The 17,302-nt window shown below is 74.9% G+C and carries 19 protein-coding genes; 14 read left to right on the top strand and 5 right to left on the bottom strand.

The genetic code is table 11. The annotated features are described in order from the left end of the window. The first annotated feature begins 268 nt into the window (after positions 1 to 268). Positions 269 to 1,372, top strand: coding sequence for a D-alanine--D-alanine ligase family protein (locus ACH495_RS16960; protein WP_396858662.1), 1,104 nt, complete (start codon positions 269 to 271; stop codon positions 1,370 to 1,372). 15 nt (positions 1,373 to 1,387) lie between these two features. On the opposite strand, the gene ACH495_RS16955 is transcribed toward ACH495_RS16960, so the two are convergent. Together ACH495_RS16955 and ACH495_RS16950 are read right to left on the bottom strand one after the other, a co-directional pair. After that, positions 1,388 to 2,023 carry a DUF3515 family protein gene (locus tag ACH495_RS16955; protein WP_396858661.1) on the bottom strand — a complete coding sequence of 212 codons (636 nt, stop codon included), beginning with the start codon at positions 2,021 to 2,023 and terminating at the stop codon, positions 1,388 to 1,390. Continuing rightward, positions 2,024 to 2,257 carry an Lrp/AsnC ligand binding domain-containing protein gene (locus ACH495_RS16950; protein WP_013284547.1) on the bottom strand — a complete coding sequence of 78 codons (234 nt, stop codon included), beginning with the start codon at positions 2,255 to 2,257 and terminating at the stop codon, positions 2,024 to 2,026. 169 nt (positions 2,258 to 2,426) lie between these two features. Between ACH495_RS16950 and ACH495_RS16945 the strand changes: the two genes are divergently transcribed. Together ACH495_RS16945 and ACH495_RS16940 are read left to right on the top strand one after the other, a co-directional pair. After that, the gene (locus ACH495_RS16945; RefSeq protein WP_396858660.1) at positions 2,427 to 3,365 is read left to right on the top strand and encodes a thiamine-phosphate kinase; all 939 of its coding nucleotides are present in this window, start codon (positions 2,427 to 2,429) and stop codon (positions 3,363 to 3,365) included. Positions 3,366 to 3,442: 77 nt separating this feature from the next. Then, complete coding sequence (locus ACH495_RS16940; RefSeq protein ID WP_396858659.1) at positions 3,443 to 3,910, top strand: GNAT family N-acetyltransferase; 468 nt, start codon at positions 3,443 to 3,445, stop codon at positions 3,908 to 3,910. Between the two features lie 12 nt (positions 3,911 to 3,922). Here the strand turns inward: ACH495_RS16940 and ACH495_RS16935 are convergent, their stop codons facing one another. Continuing rightward, positions 3,923 to 5,176: an ATP-grasp domain-containing protein gene (locus tag ACH495_RS16935; protein WP_396858658.1), complete on the bottom strand. Its 1,254-nt coding sequence runs from the start codon at positions 5,174 to 5,176 to the stop codon at positions 3,923 to 3,925. Positions 5,177 to 5,353: 177 nt separating this feature from the next. After that, positions 5,354 to 5,545: a 50S ribosomal protein L28 gene (gene rpmB / locus ACH495_RS16930; protein ID WP_046569512.1), complete on the bottom strand. Its 192-nt coding sequence runs from the start codon at positions 5,543 to 5,545 to the stop codon at positions 5,354 to 5,356. A 208-nt stretch (positions 5,546 to 5,753) separates the two neighbouring features. Here rpmB and ACH495_RS16925 point away from each other — a divergent pair, with 208 nt between their 5' ends. From ACH495_RS16925 to ACH495_RS16915, 3 genes are read left to right on the top strand one after another with little or no spacing between them, the layout of a single operon-like run. Beyond that, entirely contained in the window at positions 5,754 to 7,367 is a 1,614-nt protein-coding gene (locus ACH495_RS16925) for a DAK2 domain-containing protein (RefSeq protein WP_396858657.1), read from the top strand. Continuing rightward, the gene (recG, locus tag ACH495_RS16920; protein WP_396858656.1) at positions 7,364 to 9,565 is read left to right on the top strand and encodes an ATP-dependent DNA helicase RecG; all 2,202 of its coding nucleotides are present in this window, start codon (positions 7,364 to 7,366) and stop codon (positions 9,563 to 9,565) included. The genes ACH495_RS16925 and recG overlap by 4 nt, the downstream gene beginning before the upstream one ends. A 37-nt stretch (positions 9,566 to 9,602) precedes the next feature. Next, positions 9,603 to 10,541, top strand: coding sequence for a serine hydrolase domain-containing protein (locus tag ACH495_RS16915; protein WP_396858655.1), 939 nt, complete (start codon positions 9,603 to 9,605; stop codon positions 10,539 to 10,541). A 103-nt stretch (positions 10,542 to 10,644) separates the two neighbouring features. On the opposite strand, the gene ACH495_RS16910 is transcribed toward ACH495_RS16915, so the two are convergent. Next, positions 10,645 to 11,607 carry a cell wall anchor protein gene (locus ACH495_RS16910; protein WP_396858654.1) on the bottom strand — a complete coding sequence of 321 codons (963 nt, stop codon included), beginning with the start codon at positions 11,605 to 11,607 and terminating at the stop codon, positions 10,645 to 10,647. 247 nt (positions 11,608 to 11,854) lie between these two features. On the opposite strand from ACH495_RS16910, the gene rsmD reads away from it, so the two are divergent. The 8 genes from rsmD (at position 11,855) to mutM (ending at position 17,223) form a co-directional block, all read left to right on the top strand. Next, positions 11,855 to 12,418, top strand: a complete 564-nt coding sequence (rsmD, locus tag ACH495_RS16905) for a 16S rRNA (guanine(966)-N(2))-methyltransferase RsmD (RefSeq protein ID WP_396858653.1) — start codon at positions 11,855 to 11,857, stop codon at positions 12,416 to 12,418. Beyond that, positions 12,415 to 12,903: a pantetheine-phosphate adenylyltransferase gene (gene coaD / locus ACH495_RS16900; protein ID WP_396858652.1), complete on the top strand. Its 489-nt coding sequence runs from the start codon at positions 12,415 to 12,417 to the stop codon at positions 12,901 to 12,903. The genes rsmD and coaD overlap by 4 nt, the downstream gene beginning before the upstream one ends. A 213-nt stretch (positions 12,904 to 13,116) precedes the next feature. After that, positions 13,117 to 13,614 (top strand): hypothetical protein, encoded by a 498-nt coding sequence (locus ACH495_RS16895; RefSeq protein WP_262014767.1) that lies wholly within the window; start codon positions 13,117 to 13,119, stop codon positions 13,612 to 13,614. A gap of 127 nt (positions 13,615 to 13,741) precedes the next feature. Beyond that, on the top strand, positions 13,742 to 14,305 hold the full coding sequence (locus ACH495_RS16890; RefSeq protein WP_396858651.1) for a YceD family protein: 564 nt from the start codon (positions 13,742 to 13,744) through the stop codon (positions 14,303 to 14,305). Positions 14,306 to 14,310: 5 nt separating this feature from the next. Further along, complete coding sequence (gene rpmF / locus ACH495_RS16885) at positions 14,311 to 14,484, top strand: 50S ribosomal protein L32 (protein ID WP_396858650.1); 174 nt, start codon at positions 14,311 to 14,313, stop codon at positions 14,482 to 14,484. Positions 14,485 to 14,616: 132 nt separating this feature from the next. Next, a complete protein-coding gene (locus ACH495_RS16880; protein ID WP_396858995.1) occupies positions 14,617 to 15,576 on the top strand; it encodes a phosphate acyltransferase PlsX in 960 nt (319 codons plus the stop codon). Beyond that, positions 15,573 to 16,373, top strand: a complete 801-nt coding sequence (gene rnc / locus ACH495_RS16875) for a ribonuclease III (protein ID WP_396858649.1) — start codon at positions 15,573 to 15,575, stop codon at positions 16,371 to 16,373. The genes ACH495_RS16880 and rnc overlap by 4 nt, the downstream gene beginning before the upstream one ends. Next, the gene (gene mutM / locus ACH495_RS16870; protein ID WP_396858648.1) at positions 16,366 to 17,223 is read left to right on the top strand and encodes a bifunctional DNA-formamidopyrimidine glycosylase/DNA-(apurinic or apyrimidinic site) lyase; all 858 of its coding nucleotides are present in this window, start codon (positions 16,366 to 16,368) and stop codon (positions 17,221 to 17,223) included. The genes rnc and mutM overlap by 8 nt, the downstream gene beginning before the upstream one ends. The last annotated feature ends 79 nt before the right edge of the window (positions 17,224 to 17,302 follow it).

The following is a 17,302-nucleotide window of genomic DNA, read 5'->3' as shown; positions in this document are numbered from 1 at the left end:
AGGCGAATCGTCCGGTCATCTGCTTCCCTGTCGGTGCGGTGGCGCGACGTGGCGGGGGGGGGGGGGGGGGGGGGGGGGGCCCCCCCCCCCCCCCCCCCCCCCCCCCCCCCGCGCCGTTACTCACCGTATATGTCACCTTGACCGTTTGCCACGCGGCTGCGCTTCTCCCCGGGTATCGGCCACCGCTGCCGACGACGCACAGTAAGGTCAACCGGGTGAGCGCCACCGGCGAGCACGGCCAGCCGCAGTCGCGAACGATGAGGTGACCATGACCACCCCAGGCAAGACCCGCGTGGCGATCGTCTTCGGCGGCCGCAGCCCCGAACACGGCATCTCCTGTGTCAGCGCCGGCAGTGTGCTGGCCGCCCTCGACCCGGACGAGTTCGAGGTCGTCCCGGTCGGCATCACCCGGCAGGGCCAGTGGGTGCTCGCCAGCGGCGACCCGGCCCGGCTCGCCATCGCCGACCGCAAGCTCCCCGAGATCACCGCCGGCTCCGGCGCCGAACTGGTGCTGCGCGCCGACCCGGCCGCCGGCGGCCTGATGGTGCTCGACCCGACCCAGGGCCCGGTGGCGCTGGCCGACGTGGACGTGGTCTTCCCGGTGCTGCACGGCGCGTACGGCGAGGACGGCACCATCCAGGGCATGCTGGAGATGGCGGACATCCCCTACGTCGGGGCGAACGTGTTCGCCTCCGCGGCCGCCATGGACAAGGAGTTCACCAAGAAGCTCTGCGCGGCCGAGGGCATCCCGGTCGGCCCGTACGCGGTGCTGCGCGCCGGGATGTCGTTGAGCGAGGAGGACAAGGAGCGCCTCGGGCTGCCCGTCTTCGTCAAGCCGTCCCGGGCCGGCTCGTCGTTCGGCATCACCAAGGTCGACGACTGGGCGCAGTTGGACGCCGCGCTGGCCACCGCCCGCGAGATCGACAGCAAGGTGCTGGTCGAGGGCGCCGTGGTGGGCCGCGAGATCGAGTGCGGCGTGCTGGAGGGCGAGGCCGGCGGCGCGCCCGAGGCGTCGGTGCTCGCCGAGGTGCGGATGATCGGCGACCGCGACTGGTACGACTTCGAGGCCAAGTACATCTTCGCCGACGAGGTGACCGAGTACGACGTCCCCGCGGAGCTGCCCGAGGCGGTGACCCGGCAGGTGCGCGACTACGCCACCCGGGCCTTCACCGCGCTGGACTGCTCCGGCCTGGCCCGGGTCGACTTCTTCGTCACCCCGGAGCTGGACGTCGTCCTCAACGAGATCAACACGATGCCGGGCTTCACGCCGACCTCGATGTTCCCGCGGATGTGGGCGGCCAGCGGGCTGGAGTATCCGAAGCTGGTCAACCGCCTGCTCCGCACCGCCCTGCACCGCCACGCCGGCCGCTGAGGGCCGGCGTGGGCGTCACGCGGAACAGCCCGAGGGGGCCTGCTTCGCCGAGGGCACCGCGCTGACGATCGCGTCGGAGATCTGCACCACCCACTGCAACGGCTGCTCATAGGTCTCGGGCGCCCGGACCTGGACGGGCACCTCCCGGTCGACGGTGGTCAGCACCGTGGCGCCGGCCTCCTGCACGGGATGCCAGCAGACGCCGTTGACCCGGATCACCTCGTCGGTGTTCGGGAAACAACCGGCGGGCAGCGTGGCGCCGCCGGTGGGCGACGGGCAGGGCCGCACCGGCGGCGTGGCGCCGCAGGCCACGGTGAGCGCCGGATCGCCGTACGCGGCGTTCTGCTCCGGGCCCGCGGTGACCGGACGCTGCCGCAGGTCACGCACGCTGTCGGGAAGCTGCGAGACCAGCGCGCGGCAGACGACGCCCGGGCGCTGGGCGAGCGCCGGCGCCGGCAGCTCGACCGGCGCGCTCGACTGCGCCCGGGGGCTGGCCGACGCGCTCGGCGCGGCGTCCGGGGACTCCGGCGCGAGCTTGGCGAACGTGAAGCCGGCCACCGCCACGGTCACCGGCACCGCGACCAGTGTGGCCCAGAGCGCGGCGCGGCGCGTGCCGTGGTCCCGGCGCGGAGTGGTTTCCGTCTCGTCCACTTACAGCCGCACCACCGAACACGTGAGGGTGCGGGTGATGCCGGGCACCATCTGCACCTTGCTGACGATGAGTTTGCCCAGCTCGTCGACCGTGTTCGCCTCGGTGAGCACGACCACGTCGTAGGGCCCGGTGACGGCGTCGACCCGCACCACGCCGGCAAGGTCCGCGATCAGACCGGCCACGTCACGCGCCCGACCGACCTCGGTCTGGATGAGGATGTACGCCTGTACCACGACTCGACCTCCGTCCGTCGCCGCCTGGGGCGGCCCGAAGGGTGAAACTACCGTACCGACCGGGCGTGATCCCTATCGGTCGTCGGGCGGACGCGGTGAGCGAGCACACGCCGGTGCGGGGAACGGGAGTCGGGACGTGCGGGACGACGGAGCGGAACGAGGGGACGGCATGACGGTCGCGGGTGTCGGGGAGTTCGGGCTGATCGACCGGGTGACCGCCCGGCTGTCGTACGGGGAGAGCTGCCTGCTCGGCCCCGGCGACGACGCGGCGCTGGTGGCGGCGCCGGACCGGCGGGTGGTCGCCTCCACCGACGTGCTGGTCGAGGGGCGGCACTTCCGGCGGGACTGGTCGTCGGCGCGGGACGTCGGGCACCGGGCCGCCGCGGCCAACCTCGCCGACGTCGCCGCCATGGGGGCGACCCCGACCGCGCTGCTGGTCGCGCTCTGCATGCCGGCCGACCTGGACCCGGCCTGGGCCGAGGAACTGGCGGACGGGCTGGGCGCGGAGGCGGCAGTGGTCGGCGCGAGCGTGGTCGGCGGGGACATGTCCGCCAGCCCGACGCTGACCGTCGCGGTGACCGCGCTCGGCGACCTGGCCGGCCGCGCGCCGGTGGTCCGCTCCGGGGCCCGGCCGGGCGACGTGGTGGCGCTCGCCGGGCGGACCGGCTGGGCGGCGGCCGGCTTCACCGTGCTGTCCCGGGGCTTCCGCACGCCCCGGCTGCTGGTCGAGGCGTTCCGCCGGCCCGAGGTGCCCTACGCCGCCGGGCCGGCCGCCGCCGCGGCCGGCGCCACCGCCATGATCGACGTCTCGGACGGGCTGCTCGCCGACCTGGGGCACGTGGCGGCGGCCAGCGGGGTGGCGATCGACCTGAGCCGGGACGCGTTCGAGGTGCCCCGGCAGATGCGCGACGCGGCGCAGGCGCTCGGCGTCGACGCGTACTCCTGGATCCTGGCCGGCGGCGACGACCACGCCCTGGCGGCGACGTTCCCGGCGGGCGCGGCGCTGCCGGACGGCTGGCGTCCGGTCGGCCGGGTCACCGACGGCGCCGGGGTCACCGTCGACGGCGGCGGGTACGACGGCCCGCGCGGCTGGGACCACTTCCGCTGACGCTGCGCCACAGTGATCTGCGTCCGACCTCGGCGGCGCGGACGGGCCGGGCGCCGGGCCGGTCGTAGCCTGGCACGGTGAGCGAGATCGAGATCCTCCCGCGGCGCTTCGACGCGCCCGAGTCGCAGGCGTTGATCCGGGCGGCCCTGGCCGACCTGGGCGCGCGGTACGGCGGCAGCGGCGACGAGACGCCCGTCGACGCCGCCGAGTTCGACCCGCCGGACGGCGCGTTCCTGGTCGCCTACCTGGACGGGCAGCCGGTGGGCTGCGGCGGCTGGCGCAGCCACGGCGCGGACGGCGATGAGGCCGAGCTGAAGCGGATGTACACCGCGCCGGCCGCCCGGGGGCGGGGGGTGGCCCGTTCGGTGCTCGCCGCGATCGAGCGGTCCGCCCGGGACGCCGGCCGGAAGCGGATCGTGCTGGAGTGCGGCGACAAGCAGCCCGAGGCGATCGCCATGTACACCTCGGCCGGCTACGAGCGGATCCCGAACTTCGGCTACTACCGGGACGCGCCGGGCTGCCTGTCGTTCGGCCGTACCCTCTGACCGCCGCCGCCGTCAGCCGACGGTGATGCGGATCTCCGCGGCGGCCCGGCGGGCGGCGACCGCCGCCTCGTCCGGCGTCGCGCCCCAGGCCATCAGGTGCCCGCTGCGGTGCGCCGAGGAGAGCAGCTCGGGCACGGTCTGCCCGACCTTCGTCTCGACCTGCACGTCGAGCACACCCGGCACGCGCAGCGCGGCCCGCCGGCCGTCCACAGCGGTGACCCGGCCGGGTGGGGCGGTCAGGAACTCGATCGCCGCCGCGCCGGTCGGCCGCCGCGGCAACGTCGGCCGTTCGCCGCGCAGCACCCGCAGGTACGCCTCGATGACGTCCCGCTCGTAGGCGATCGAGATGAGCGCCGTGATCATGTCGCCGGGCATCCGGGCGGCGCACTCCACGAGCGTCGGCACGCCGTCGACCAGGATCCACTCGCTGTGCAGCATGCCGCTGCCGAAGCCGGCCGCCCCGGCGAGGCGTACCGCCGCCGACCGCAACGCGTCGTGCTCGGCCGGCGGCAGCGCGGACGGCACGGTGTGCCCGGTCTCCACCGGGTGGCGGCCACCGGCGACCCGCTTGTCGGTGACGTTGGCGAAGATCACCTCGCCGCCGGCTACCAGCAGCTCCACGCTGTGCTCGGAGCCGACCAGCAGCTCCTCGACCAGCACGCCGGTGGGCAGGCCCGCGGTGGCCTCGGCCGGCTCCGGCGGGGTGGCGCTGGCCGCCCACCGGGCCGGCACCTCGGCCGGGTCGGTGATGAGCTGCACGCCGAGGCTGCCCGAGCGGCGGGTGGGCTTGAGCACGCACCGGCCGCCGTGCGCGTGGGCGAACGCGGCCGCCCGGCCGGGGTCGTCGACCAGCTCGTAGGCGGGGTTGGCCAGACCGACCTCGTCGGCGAGCAGCCGCATCCGGTGCTTGTCGGAGAAGATGTCCGCGGCGGTCGCCCCGGCGCCGGGCAGACCGAGCCGGTCGGCCAGCCGGGCGGTGGCGGCGACCGCGTACTCCAGGCCGGGCAGCACCAGCCGCGCGCCGGCCAGGCCGGGCTCGCGGGCGAGGAGGGCGTCGACGTCCAGGCCGGTCTGGTATTCCGCCGCGACCAGGCGGCCGATCAGCGGCAGCTCGTCGGCGAACCGGGCCAGGTCGCGGCGGCGGATCACGTCCGGCTCCTCGACCAGCACCACGCTGCCGGCCGGCAGCTCCTGGTCGAACCAGCGCAACGAGCCGAACGACCCGCCCACCACCACCAGTTGCTCGCGACCCAGATCGAGGTCCACCGGTCGTCCCTCCCCACGGTTCGCGCCGGAACCGGACGGCCGGCGCAGCAGCACCCTAACCGGCGGGAGCCAGCCGGTCGGGGCGCGGTCCGTCGCCGCGACCGACGGGCACGACAGAAGCCGGCGGACCCTCAGGGTCCGCCGGCGACCGACGATGCTCGGGGTGGGGCTGCCGCGTCAGGCGCGGGTGACCTTGCCGGCCTTGATGCACGAGGTGCAGACCTGCAACTTCTTGGTGGTGCCACCACCGGCCGGGGTACGCACCGACTGGATGTTCGGGTTCCAGCGGCGGTTGGTCTTCTTCTTGGACCAGGGCACGTTGTGGCCGAAGCCCGGCCCCTTGCCACAGACGTCGCACACGCTAGCCACGGGATACTCCTGGGATTGATACGTTCATGAGGTCGCCGGCAGTCGCAGCCCGGGCAACCTGGTCAGGTTACCCGATGCCGGTCCGTACGCCCAACCGGCCCTTCGCCGAGCCCGCCCAGCGTACCGGCCGGCCGGCCCGGGCCAGCGCGCCGGGCGGACACGCCGGACGCCCCGGCGCGTGTCGGTGCGCGCCAGTAGGCTTCCCGACGTGCTGGACACCCTCGACGCCGCCGCGGTGCGCCGCTGGTGCACGAGCGGGTTGGCCGCCCTCCAGCGGCACCAGGGCGAGATCGACGACCTGAACGTCTACCCGGTGCCGGACGGCGACACCGGCACCAACCTGGTGCTCACGCTCACCTCGGCCCAGCAGGCCCTGGCCATGGACCTCGGCACCCTCCCCGACGACGGGCACACCCCGCACGGGCACGCGCTGCGGCTGATGGCCCGGGGCGCGCTGCTCGGCGCGCGGGGCAACTCCGGGGTGATCCTCTCGCAGATCCTGCGCGGCCTCGCCGACACGCTCGCCGCCGCGCCGGCGGTCCGGGGCCGGCAGCTCGCCGGCGCGCTCGCCGACGCCACCACCGCCGCCTACGCCGCGGTCGCCCGGCCGGTCGAGGGCACGCTGCTCAGCGTGGTCGCCGCCGCGGCCCGCGCGGCCCAGCGGGCGGACAGCGACGACCTGCGCACGGTGGCCCACGCCGCGTCCGAGGCGGCCGCGCAGGCGCTGGCCCGCACCCCGGAGCAACTGCCCGAGCTGGCCCGCGCCGGGGTGGTCGACGCCGGCGGGCGCGGGCTCTGCCTGCTGCTCGACGCGCTGGTCGAGGTGATCACCGGGGAGAGCCCCGACCGACCGGCGCCCGCGCCGGCCGCGCTCCACCGACCCGAGGTCGCCGTCCGGGAGACCGGCTCCGACGCGTACGCCTACGAGGTGCAGTACCTGCTCGACGCCACCGACGAGGCGGTGGCGCGGCTGCGCGGCGAGCTGGCCGCGCTCGGCGACTCCCTGGCGGTGGTCGGTGACGGCGCCGGCACCTGGAACGTGCACGTGCACGTCAACGACGTCGGGGCCGCGGTGGAGGCGGGCGTGGTCGCCGGCCGGCCCCGCCGGATCACCGTGACCCGCTTCGCCGACCGCGCCGCCCCGGCGCCCGTGCCGCCGCCCGCGCCGTCCGGCGGCCGGGCCGCCGTGGTGGTGGCGACCGGCGCCGGCATCGCCGAGCTGTTCGCCGCCGAGGGCGCGGTGGTGGTGCCGGCCAACCCGTCCACCGGCGAGCTGCTCGACGCGGTCCGGGCCACCGGCGCGGCCCGGGTGGTGGTGCTGCCCAACGACCCGAACACGCAGTCGGTGGCGAGCGCGGCGGCGAAGGAGGCGCACCGCCTCGGCGTCAAGGTCAGCGTGGTGCCCACCCGCTCCCCGGTGCAGGCGCTCGCCGCGCTCGCCGTCCGCGACCCCAAGCGGCGCTTCGAGGACGACGTGATCGCGATGGCCGAGGCCGCCGGCGCCTGCCGCTACGCCGAGGTCTGCCACGCCGGCCGGGAGGCGCTCACCGTCGCCGGCCCGTGCCGGCCGGGTGACGTGCTGGCCCTGGTGGAGGGCGAGGTGCACCTGATCGGGCAGGATCTGACCGACACCTGCACCGCCGTGGTCGACCGGATGCTCGGCGGCGGCGGCGAGCTGGTCACGCTGCTCTGCGGGGCGGACGCCCCGGCCGGGCTGGCCGACCGGGTGCGCGCCCACGTCGAACGGTCCTGGCCGTTCGTCGAGGTGCAGGCGTACGAGGGCGGCCAGCCGCACTACCCGCTCCTGCTGGGGGTCGAATGACGAGCGAACCGTCGACGGTGGACACCCCGCTCAAGAAGCTGGTGGGGGAGAAGACCGCGAAGGCGCTGGCCGGTCACCTCGACCTGCACACCGCCGGCGACCTGATCTACCACTTCCCGCGTCGCTACGACGAGCGCGGCGAGCACACCGACATCCGCTCGCTCGACGTGGGGGAGCAGGTCACCGTGCTGGCCCAGGTGCAGCGCACCGCGGTCCGGCCGATGCGCCAGCGGCGCGGCAACCTGCTGGAGGTGACCGTCGGCGACGGTTCCGGCGGCGTGCTGACCTGCACCTTCTTCGGCAACCAGGCGTGGCGGGAGCGGGAGCTGCGACCGGGCCGGTGGGGGCTGTTCGCCGGCAAGGTGACCGAGTTCCGCGGCAAGCGGCAGCTCAACGGCCCGGAGTACGTCCTGCTCGGCGAGGGCGGCGACGGCGAGGCGGCGGCCAACGAGGAGGTCGAGGAGTTCGCCGGCGCGCTGATCCCGGTCTACCCGGCCGCGGCGGCGGTGCCGACCTGGGTGATCGCCCGCTGCGTACGCGTGGTGCTGGACACGTTCACCCCACCGGACGACCCGCTGCCGGCAGGCGTGCGGGCCACCCGCAACCTGGCCGGCATCGGCGACGCGTTGCGCGAGATCCACCGGCCGACCAGCAAGGAGGCGCTCTACCGGGCCCGCCGCCGACTCAAGTGGGACGAGGCCTTCGCCGTCCAGCTCACCCTGGCGCAGCGCAAGCACCGGGCGTCGGCGTCACCGGCGCGGGCCCGACCGGCCCGGGCCGGTGGCCTGCTGGACGCGTTCGACGCCCGGCTGCCGTACGAGCTGACTCCCGGCCAGCAGGTGGTCGGGCGGGAGATCGCCGCCGACCTGGCCACCGCGCACCCGATGCACCGGCTGCTCCAGGGCGAGGTGGGCTCCGGCAAGACGGTGGTGGCGCTGCGCGCCATGCTCCAGGTGGTCGACGCCGGTGGCCAGGCCGCGCTGCTCGCCCCGACCGAGGTGCTCGCCGCCCAGCACCACCGCGGCATCCTGGAGTTGCTCGGCCCGCTCGGCCAGGCCGGTGAGCTGGGCGCCGCCGACGACGCCACCCGGGTGGAGCTGGTCACCGGCTCGCTGGGCGCGGCGGCCAGACGGCGCGCGCTGGCCGAGGTGGCCGAGGGGCGGGCCGGCATCGTGCTCGGCACGCACGCCCTGCTCTACGAGGGCGTCGACTTCGCCGACCTGGGCCTGGTGGTGGTGGACGAGCAGCACCGCTTCGGCGTGGAGCAGCGGGACGCGCTGCGCGCCAAGGCCGAGCAGCCGCCGCACGTGCTGGTGATGACCGCCACCCCGATCCCGCGCACGGTCGCCATGACCGTCTACGGCGACCTGGAGACGTCCACGCTCTCCCAGTTGCCGCAGGGGCGCTCGCCGATCGCCTCGCACGTGGTCCCGGCCGCCGAGAAGCCGGCGTTCCTCGACCGGGCCTGGCGCCGGCTGCGGGAGGAGGTCGGCAAGGGGCACCAGGCGTACGTGGTCTGCCCCCGGATCGGCGAAGGTCCGGTCTCGGACGAGGAGGCGCCGCGGGAGGACGACAACGGTCGCCGGCCGCCGCTGGCGGTGACTGAGGTGGCCCCGCTGCTCGCCGACGGGCCGCTGCACGGGGTGCGGATCGGCGTGCTGCACGGGCGGCTGCCGGCCGACGAGAAGGACGCGGTGATGCGCGCGTACGCCGCCGGCGACCTGGACGTGCTGGTCGCGACCACGGTGGTCGAGGTGGGCGTGAACGTGCCCAACGCCACCGTGATGATCGTGCTGGACGCCGACCGGTTCGGCGTCTCCCAGTTGCACCAGTTGCGCGGCCGGGTGGGTCGTGGCTCGGCCGCCGGGCTCTGCCTGCTGGTCACCGAGGCGGCCGAGGGCTCGTCGGCCCGGGAGCGGCTGGATGCGGTGGCCTCCACCACCGACGGGTTCAAGCTGGCCGAGCTCGACCTGGAGCAGCGCCGGGAGGGCGACGTGCTCGGCGCGACGCAGTCCGGCCGGCGCTCGCACCTGCGGCTGCTGTCGCTGCTTCGCGACACCGAGCTGATCCGGGACGCCCGCGCCGAGGCGATCACGCTGGTCGCGGACGATCCGGAGCTGGCCCGGCACCCGGCGCTGGCCGCCTCGGTGGCCGCGCTCGTCGACTCCGAGCGTGCCGAATACCTCGAGAAGGGCTGACCCCACGGGTCGGCCGGATGCGCCTAGGCTTCGCCGGATGTCAGCGTTCCTTCACGATCGCGGTGTGCTGCTGCTGGCCCGGGGCGACGAACTCCTGGTGGACGATGTCAGCGGCACCGCCGACGAGGCCACCGGAGTGCCCTGCACCCCGGCCACCCGGTTCCAGATCGCCTCGATCAGCAAGCAGATGGCGGCCGTCGCGGTCCTGCTGCTCGCCGAGCGGGGCGTGCTGCGCCTGACCGATCCGGTCACGCGGTGGTTGCCCGACCCGCCGCCGGCGTGGTCCGGCATCACGCTGCACCACCTGCTCACCCACACCTCGGGCCTGGGCCACTGGCCGGAGTATCCGGCGGTCGACCTGGCCGGGCCGGCCGAGCCGGACGCCCTGCTCGCCGCGTTCGCCGCCGTGCCGCCGCTGTTCCGGCCGGGGGCCGGCTGGCACTACAGCAGCCCCGGCTACGTGCTGCTGGCCCGGGCCGTCGAGCGGGCCACCGGCCGTCCGTACGCCGGTTTCCTGGCCGAGGAGGTCTTCACGCCGCTCGGCATGGCGGGCAGTTTCGCCGGCCCGGCCGGCGGCCGGCCGGACGTGGCGGTCGGGCACGAGGGTGGCCGGCCGGTGCCGTCCTGGGACCTGGCGACCGTGAGCCTGGGCGCGGGCGATGTCTGGTGCACCGGCGCGGACCTGCTCGCCTGGCTCGACGTGCCGCGCCGCGGCCGGCTGCTCACCCCGGCGTCGGTGGCGGCGCTGACCGCCCCGCACGCGCCGACCGGCCGCCCCGGCGAGGCGTACGGCTACGGCTTCTTCGTCGGCGCGCTGGCCGGCCGGCGGGCGGTCCACCATTCCGGGGACAACGGCGGCTACAAGGCGTTCGCCGCCTGGCTGCCCGACACCGACCAGCGGTTGGTGCTGCTGACCAACCACGCCGAGGTCGACCCGGCCGCCGTCACGTCGGTGCTCGACAGGGACCGCTCCTGATCGACGCCGGCGCGGCGAAAATGGCACCGGCCGGCGGGGATCACGCGCGGCGAGGGCGCGCCGACCGGGTGGTCGACGCGCCCTCGACGGCGGTGCGGGTGGATCAGGCAGCGGTGAAGCGGATCCGGCGGCGACGGGCCACCACGAACAGCACCGCGCCGGCGGCCAGCAGCAGCACGGCGCCGCCGATGATGGCGCCGGCGGCCGGGCCGGTCACCGGCAGGCCGCCGCCCTGGCCGGAGCAGTCCTCCGGCTGGGTGTACGGGATGGTCTCGGCGTCGGCGACCACGTCGTACTTCACGGTGACCTTGAGGCCGCGGTAGGCGTCGAACTCGACCGAGGTGGTCTTGCCCGGCGCGGAGACGAGCTTCTTGGTGACGCCCTTCTCGGTGGTCAGCGTGGCGGTGAAGGGGATGCCCTTCGCCGGGTTCTCCACGATGAAGGTCATCGAGTCGCAGTCCTGGTCCAGCTTGAAGATCGGCTCCGCCGGCTCGGCCGGGGCGGACGGCGTCACGCTCGGCGTCGCGGACGGGCTCGGCGGCGTGGAGGCGGACGGCGTGGGGGTGGGCTGCTCCGGCGACCGGGTCGGCTCCGGCGTGGCGCTGGGCGACGGCGAGCTGGGCGACGGCGACGGGCTCTCCGCGACCTCGCAGTTGCGGCTGGGCCGGGCCACCACGGTGCGCTCACCGTCGTGCGACTGCCGGCCCCGCTCCCAGTGCGCCCCGACGGTCAGCTTCAGCTCGGGGATGGCGCCGGCGAACGTGTGGGTCTGGGTGCCGGTCAGCGGGCCCTCGCCGGCCGGCTTCAGCTCCGCGCCGACGGCCAGGCCGCCGGTGACGTCACCGGGCACGGTGGACTCGAGCTTGGTGATGCGGCCGGAGATGTCGGTCTCGCTGCTGATCACCGACCAGGTGACGGTGACCTTGCCGTCCTTGGTGGCGCAGAAGCTGCCGGACGGTTCGGGGTGGTGGGCCGCGGCGGGGGCGGCGACGGTGGCGACGCCCGCGAGGCCGATCAGCGCGCCGGCGGTGAGGACGGCGGCACGCCGGAGGTTGAGACGGTTCACGTCTTCTCCTGATGAGGGGAGGTGCGGAGAGGGGTGCGGCGGACGGACCGGAGTCACGCGTCGGCGCGGCAACCGGGCAGACCCTAGCGAGATCGACACGACGGGTGGGACCGGGATCGACGGGTCGTAAACGGTCCGTTATGAATTTGAGATCATTGATGTACGCGGGGTCACGGGTCGTTGCGCCGGGTGGCCCGACCGTCCGTCGCCGGGTCGCGTAGCGTCGGGGCATGCGCAGGGAACGGCGATGACCCGGATCGTGGCCGGCACGTTCGGTGGGCGGCGGATCGCCGCGCCGCCCGGCGCCGGCACCCGGCCGACCTCGGACCGGGTGCGGGAGGCGCTGTTCAGCGCCGTGCAGGCCGATCTCGACCTGGCCGGGGCGCGCTTCGCCGACCTGTTCGCCGGCTCCGGAGCGGTGGGGCTGGAGGCGCTGTCCCGGGGCGCGGCGCACGTGCTGCTGGTCGAGTCGGACGCCCGGGCCGCCCGGGTGATCCGGGAGAACATCGCCACGCTCCGGGCCGCGCCGGCCGCCCGTCTGGTCACCGGCAAGGTGGCCGGCGTGCTGGCGGCCGGACCGGACGGCGGGCCGTACGACGCGGTCTTCGCCGACCCGCCGTACGCGGTGCCGGACGCGGAGATCACCGCGATGCTGGCCGCGCTGGTCGACGGCGACTGGCTCGCCCCGGACGCGCTGGTGGTCGTCGAGCGGTCCCGCCGCTCCGGGCCGGTCGGCTGGGTGGAGGGCGTCACGCCGGAACGCAGCCGCCGCTACGGCGAGACCACCCTTTGGTACGGTCGCCGATCATGAGACGTGCGGTCTGCCCGGGCTCGTTCGACCCGGTCACCAATGGTCACCTCGACATCGTCGGCCGGGCCAGCCGGCTCTTCGACGAGGTGATCGTCGGCGTGCTGGTGAACCAGTCGAAGCAGGGGTTGTTCACGGTCGAGGAGCGGATCACGATGCTCCGCGAGGTGACCGCCTCGTACGACAACGTCCGGGTGGAGTCGTTCCGTGGCCTGCTCGTCGACTTCTGCCGCGACCAGCAGGCGAGCGTGCTGATCAAGGGTCTGCGGGCGGTCAGCGACTTCGACTACGAGTTGCAGATGGCCCAGATGAACATCGGCCTGGCCGGCGTGGAGACGCTCTTCATGCCGACCAACCCGCTCTACTCGTTCCTCTCCTCGAGCCTGGTCAAGGACGTGGCCAAGTGGGGCGGCGACATCTCCGCCCACGTCCCCGACCTGGTCCGCGAGCAACTCGTCACCCGCCTCCGCCCCACCCCACCGCGTTGATCTTGAACTTTCGGCCCTAGGTTTGCCCCTTCTGCGGCGAATGTCCGGGCGGAAAGCGCATGATCAACGAGGCGGGGGGCGGGGCGCGGCGGCGCGTCGGGTGGGGCGGGGTGGGACGGGAGTGGGCGGGGCGCGACATGATGGGTGCAGCGCCGAAACCGGGCGCAGGCCGCATCATGGAGGGCGGCCGACGAAGACAGGAGTGAGGCGCCGGTGGACCCGCTCGATCGCATCGACGAACTGATCGCCATGGTGGAGCAGGCCCGCTCCGTCCCGATGTCGCGGAACAACTGCATGGTCGACCGCGGCGAGATGATCGCCGTGCTCGACGAGCTGCGCGCCGAGCTCCCCGCCGACCTGCGCCGGGCCGCCGCGCTGCTGGAGGAGCGGGACAAGATCATGGAGGCCGGCAAGCGCGAGGCCGACCGGATCATCAGCGAGGGTGAGGCGGAACACGCCCGGCTGGTCTCGGTGAACGAGATCACCGTCTCCGCCGAGCACGAGGGCGCCCGGATCATCGCCGAGGCGAGGGCCGAGGCGCAGCGCCTCCGCGAGGAGGTGGACGACTACGTCGACACCGCGCTGGCCAACTTCGAGCAGTTCCTCACCCGGGCGTTGGCCTCGATAGAGCGCGGCCGGGACAAGATGCACGCGCTGCGCGAGATCGGCACCTTCGGTGGGGACGAGGCCGACCGCCCGCTACCCTTCTGAGCGGCGCGCGGGCCGGTCGCCGACAGCCGGCTGCCGCCGGGCCGGGGCGGACACGCCCCCGGTTCGACGGTCCGCCGGTCTCCCAGGTAACCTTTTTTGTCGGCCTCTCACCGGCCGGAGTCTGACTATGCCCAAACATTCGCCTCGCCAACTCGACCCCAGGGCGCCGCTGGTCCTCGACACGAGGGACCTGCCGCGTCGCCCTGGCGCGTTGCGTGAGCACCGGCGGGTCGTGGCGGCACCGGCGGACCTCGGCGTGGAGTTGATCGGCGTGCCGGCGGGCGCGGACCTCGACCTCGACCTGAGGTTGCAGTCGGTGTCCGAGGGCGTGCTCGTCTCCGGGACCGTCACCGGTCCCGTCAAGGGCGAGTGCGGTCGCTGCCTGCGCGAGATCGACGACTCGGTGGTCGTGAACCTCCAGGAGCTGTACGCGTACGAGGACAGCACCACGGACGAGACGACCGACGAGGACGAGGTGGGCCGGATGCAGGGCGATCTGATCGACCTGGAGCCGGCGTTGCGGGACGCGGTGGTGCTCGCACTGCCGACCAACCCGCTCTGCCGGGAGGACTGCCCAGGGCTGTGCCCCGAGTGTGGGGTGCACTGGGACGATCTGCCGGCCGACCACAGTCACCAGCAGGTCGACCCGCGTTGGGCGGGCCTGTCGCAACTGACCCGTACAGAGGAGTAGGAACCGTGGCCGTCCCCAAGCGCAAGATGTCGCGCAGCAACACCCGCGCCCGCCGGGCGAACTGGAAGGCCACGGCGGTGTCCACCGTTGCCTGCCCGCAGTGCAAGTCGCCGAAGCTGCCGCACACCGCCTGCTCCGTCTGCGGCACGTACAACGGCCGCCAGGTTCTCGAGGTCTGACCTGGACGCCGAGTGACGCCCCCGACCACCGGTCGGGCGGCGCGCGCACCACGGCTCACGCCCGGTGCCCCGGCTCCCTCCGCCGCCGGCCGTTCCCCGGCCGGCGGGCCGACGGAGCCGGGCACCGCGCGGATCGCCGTCGACCTCCTCGGCGGGGACGATGCTCCCGCCGTCGTGGTTGACGGCGCTCTGCGGGCGGTGCGCACCGACCCTGACCTGCGCCTGATGCTCGTCGGCCCGATCGAGGTGGCCGACGGGCTGCTCGCCGCGCTCGACCCGGCGCACCGCGCCCGGGTCACGGTCCGCCCGGTGCGGGCCGCCGTCGGCATGGCCGACCATCCGACCGCCGCCCGCGGCGAGAGCACGGTACGCACGGCCGTGCAGGCCGTCCACGACGGGCTCGCCGACGCCGTGGTCTCCGCCGGCTCGACCGGGGCCACCGTCACCGCCGCCGCGCTCGGCCTGGGCCGCTGGACCGGGGTACGCCGACCCGCGCTGGTCGCCACGCTGCCGGCCGTCGCCGGGCCGGTGGTGCTGTTGGACGTCGGCGGCACGCTCGAACCCGGCCCCGCCACGCTGGCCCGGCACGCCGTCCTCGGCGCCGCCTACGCGGCCGTGGCGCACGGCGTCGTCGCGCCCCGGGTGGGGCTGCTCTCCGTCGGCCACGAGGCCGGCAAGGGTGACCGCCTGCGCCGGGCCGCCGACCCGGCGCTCGCCGCCGTGCCGCTGCCCTGCGGCGCCCGCTACGTCGGCCTGGTCGAGGGGTACGACCTCTCCCTGGGCGCCCGCGCCGACGTGGTGGTGACCGACGGCTTCACCGGCAACGTCCTGCTCAAGGCCATCGAGGGCGCGTACGCCATGGCCGGCGGGCCACCGCTCAGCGGCGGCGCACCGCGTGCGGCGGCCCTGCTCGGCGTGGCCGGCACCGTGGTGGTGTGCCACGGCGCGGCCGGCCCGGACGACGTGGCCTCGGGCATCGCGCTGGCCGCCCACCTCTGGCGTCGCGACGCCGCCGGCACGGTCCGTGCCCTGCTCGCCGAGATCCCGCACGATCCCGCACCTGACCGCAACGACACCGAGGTAGCACCATGACCAACGACAAGCGGCGGCGTGCGCCCGTCAGCCACCTGGAGGCGGCCTTCGGGGTGTCGCTCGACCCGGAGCTGCTGGAACGCGCCCTGACCCACCGCTCGTACGCGTACGAGAACGGCGGCCTGCCCACCAACGAGCGGCTGGAGTTCCTGGGCGACTCGGTGCTCGGTGTGGTGATCACCACCGCGCTCTTCCACAACCACCCGGACCTGCCCGAGGGGCAGCTCGCGAAGCTGCGGGCCAGCGTGGTCAACATGCGCGCGCTGGCCGACGTGGCGCGCGGCCTGGGCCCGGACGGGCTGGGCGCCTACCTCCTGCTGGGCAAGGGTGAGGAGGCCACCGGCGGCCGGGACAAGGCGAGCATCCTGGCGGACACGCTGGAGGCGCTGCTCGGCGCCATCTACCTCCAGTACGGCCTGGACACCGCCGCCATCGTGATCCACCGGCTCTTCGACCCGCTGATGGCGGAGTCGGCCGGCCGGGGCGCGGCGCTGGACTGGAAGACCAGCCTCCAGGAGTTGACCGCCGCGCTGGGGCTGGGTGTTCCGGAGTACCGGATCGAGGGCACCGGGCCGGACCACCTGAAGACGTTCACCGCCTGGGTGGTGGTGGCCGGCAACCGGTACGGCGGCGCGGAGGGGCGCAGCAAGAAGGAGGCCGAGCAGCGGGCCGCCGAGTCGGCCTGGCGGATGCTCACCGAGCAGGCGGAGGCCGCCGCGCGGGCGGAGGCGGCGGCGGCCGACGCGGAGCTGGCGGTCGACCCGGAGGACGCCGAGGCGGGCGCCGGCCGTGCCTGAGCTGCCCGAGGTGGAGACCGTCCGGCAGGGCCTGGCCGAGTGGGTGGTCGGCCGGCGGATCGCCGCCGTCGAGGTGCGCCACCCCCGGGCGGTACGCCGGCACGCGCCGGGCGGCGCGCACTTCGCCGACGTGCTGGCCGGCCGGACGATCACCGACGTACGCCGCCGGGGCAAGTACCTCTGGCTGCCGCTGGACAGCGGGGACGCGGTGATCGGCCACCTGGGCATGTCCGGGCAGTTGCTGCTGCAACCGGTGGGCGCGGCCGACGAGCTGCACCTGCGGGTCCGGTTCCGGTTCGCCGACGACGGTCCGGAGCTGCGCTTCGTGGACCAGCGCACGTTCGGCGGGCTGTCGGTCTCCGAGGGTGGGGCGGAGCTGCCGGCCGAGATCGCGCACATCGCCCGGGACCCGATGGACCCGGAGTTCTCCGACGACGGGTTCGTGGCCGCGTTGCGCCGCCGGCGTACGGAGATCAAGCGGGCGCTGCTCGACCAGACGTTGATCTCCGGCGTGGGCAACATCTACGCCGACGAGGCGCTGTGGCGGGCGAAGCTGCACGGCGCCCGGCCGACCGACGCGCTGACCCGGCCGGCGGCGCTGCGGCTGCTCGGCCACGTGCGGGACGTGCTCGGCGAGGCGATCAAGCAGGGCGGCACCAGCTTCGACGAGCTGTACGTGAACGTCAACGGGGAGAGCGGCTACTTCGACCGGTCGTTGAACGCGTACGGCCGCGAGGGCGAGCCCTGCCCGCGTTGCGGCGCGCCGATCCGGCGGGAGGCGTTCATGAACCGCTCCTCCTACAGTTGCCCGCGGTGCCAGCCACGGCCCCGGGGCAGCCTCCGGGGATGACCCCGAGTCGGTTCGGGGTTGCGCCGGTGTGCTGCGCCGGACGGTGCCCGGGGGCCCGCCGCACCGTACCCTGAAATGC

The organism is Micromonospora sp. NPDC018662, from assembly GCF_044391475.1.
In the GTDB taxonomy this organism is placed as follows: domain Bacteria; phylum Actinomycetota; class Actinomycetes; order Mycobacteriales; family Micromonosporaceae; genus Micromonospora.
This window is presented reverse-complemented; position numbering and strand designations above follow the sequence as displayed.

Excerpts from the sequence above, each read along its gene's own strand:
- ACH495_RS16945 (WP_396858660.1), top strand. The coding sequence starts at position 2,427 with ATGACGGTCGCGGGTGTCGGGGAGTTCGGGCTGATCGACCGGGTGACC.
- recG (WP_396858656.1), top strand. The coding sequence starts at position 7,364 with ATGACGAGCGAACCGTCGACGGTGGACACCCCGCTCAAGAAGCTGGTG.
- ACH495_RS16890 (WP_396858651.1), top strand. The coding sequence starts at position 13,742 with ATGCCCAAACATTCGCCTCGCCAACTCGACCCCAGGGCGCCGCTGGTC.
- rnc (WP_396858649.1), top strand. The coding sequence starts at position 15,573 with ATGACCAACGACAAGCGGCGGCGTGCGCCCGTCAGCCACCTGGAGGCG.
- rsmD (WP_396858653.1), top strand. The coding sequence starts at position 11,855 with ATGACCCGGATCGTGGCCGGCACGTTCGGTGGGCGGCGGATCGCCGCG.
- ACH495_RS16960 (WP_396858662.1), top strand. The coding sequence starts at position 269 with ATGACCACCCCAGGCAAGACCCGCGTGGCGATCGTCTTCGGCGGCCGC.
- coaD (WP_396858652.1), top strand. The coding sequence starts at position 12,415 with ATGAGACGTGCGGTCTGCCCGGGCTCGTTCGACCCGGTCACCAATGGT.
- ACH495_RS16915 (WP_396858655.1), top strand. The coding sequence starts at position 9,603 with ATGTCAGCGTTCCTTCACGATCGCGGTGTGCTGCTGCTGGCCCGGGGC.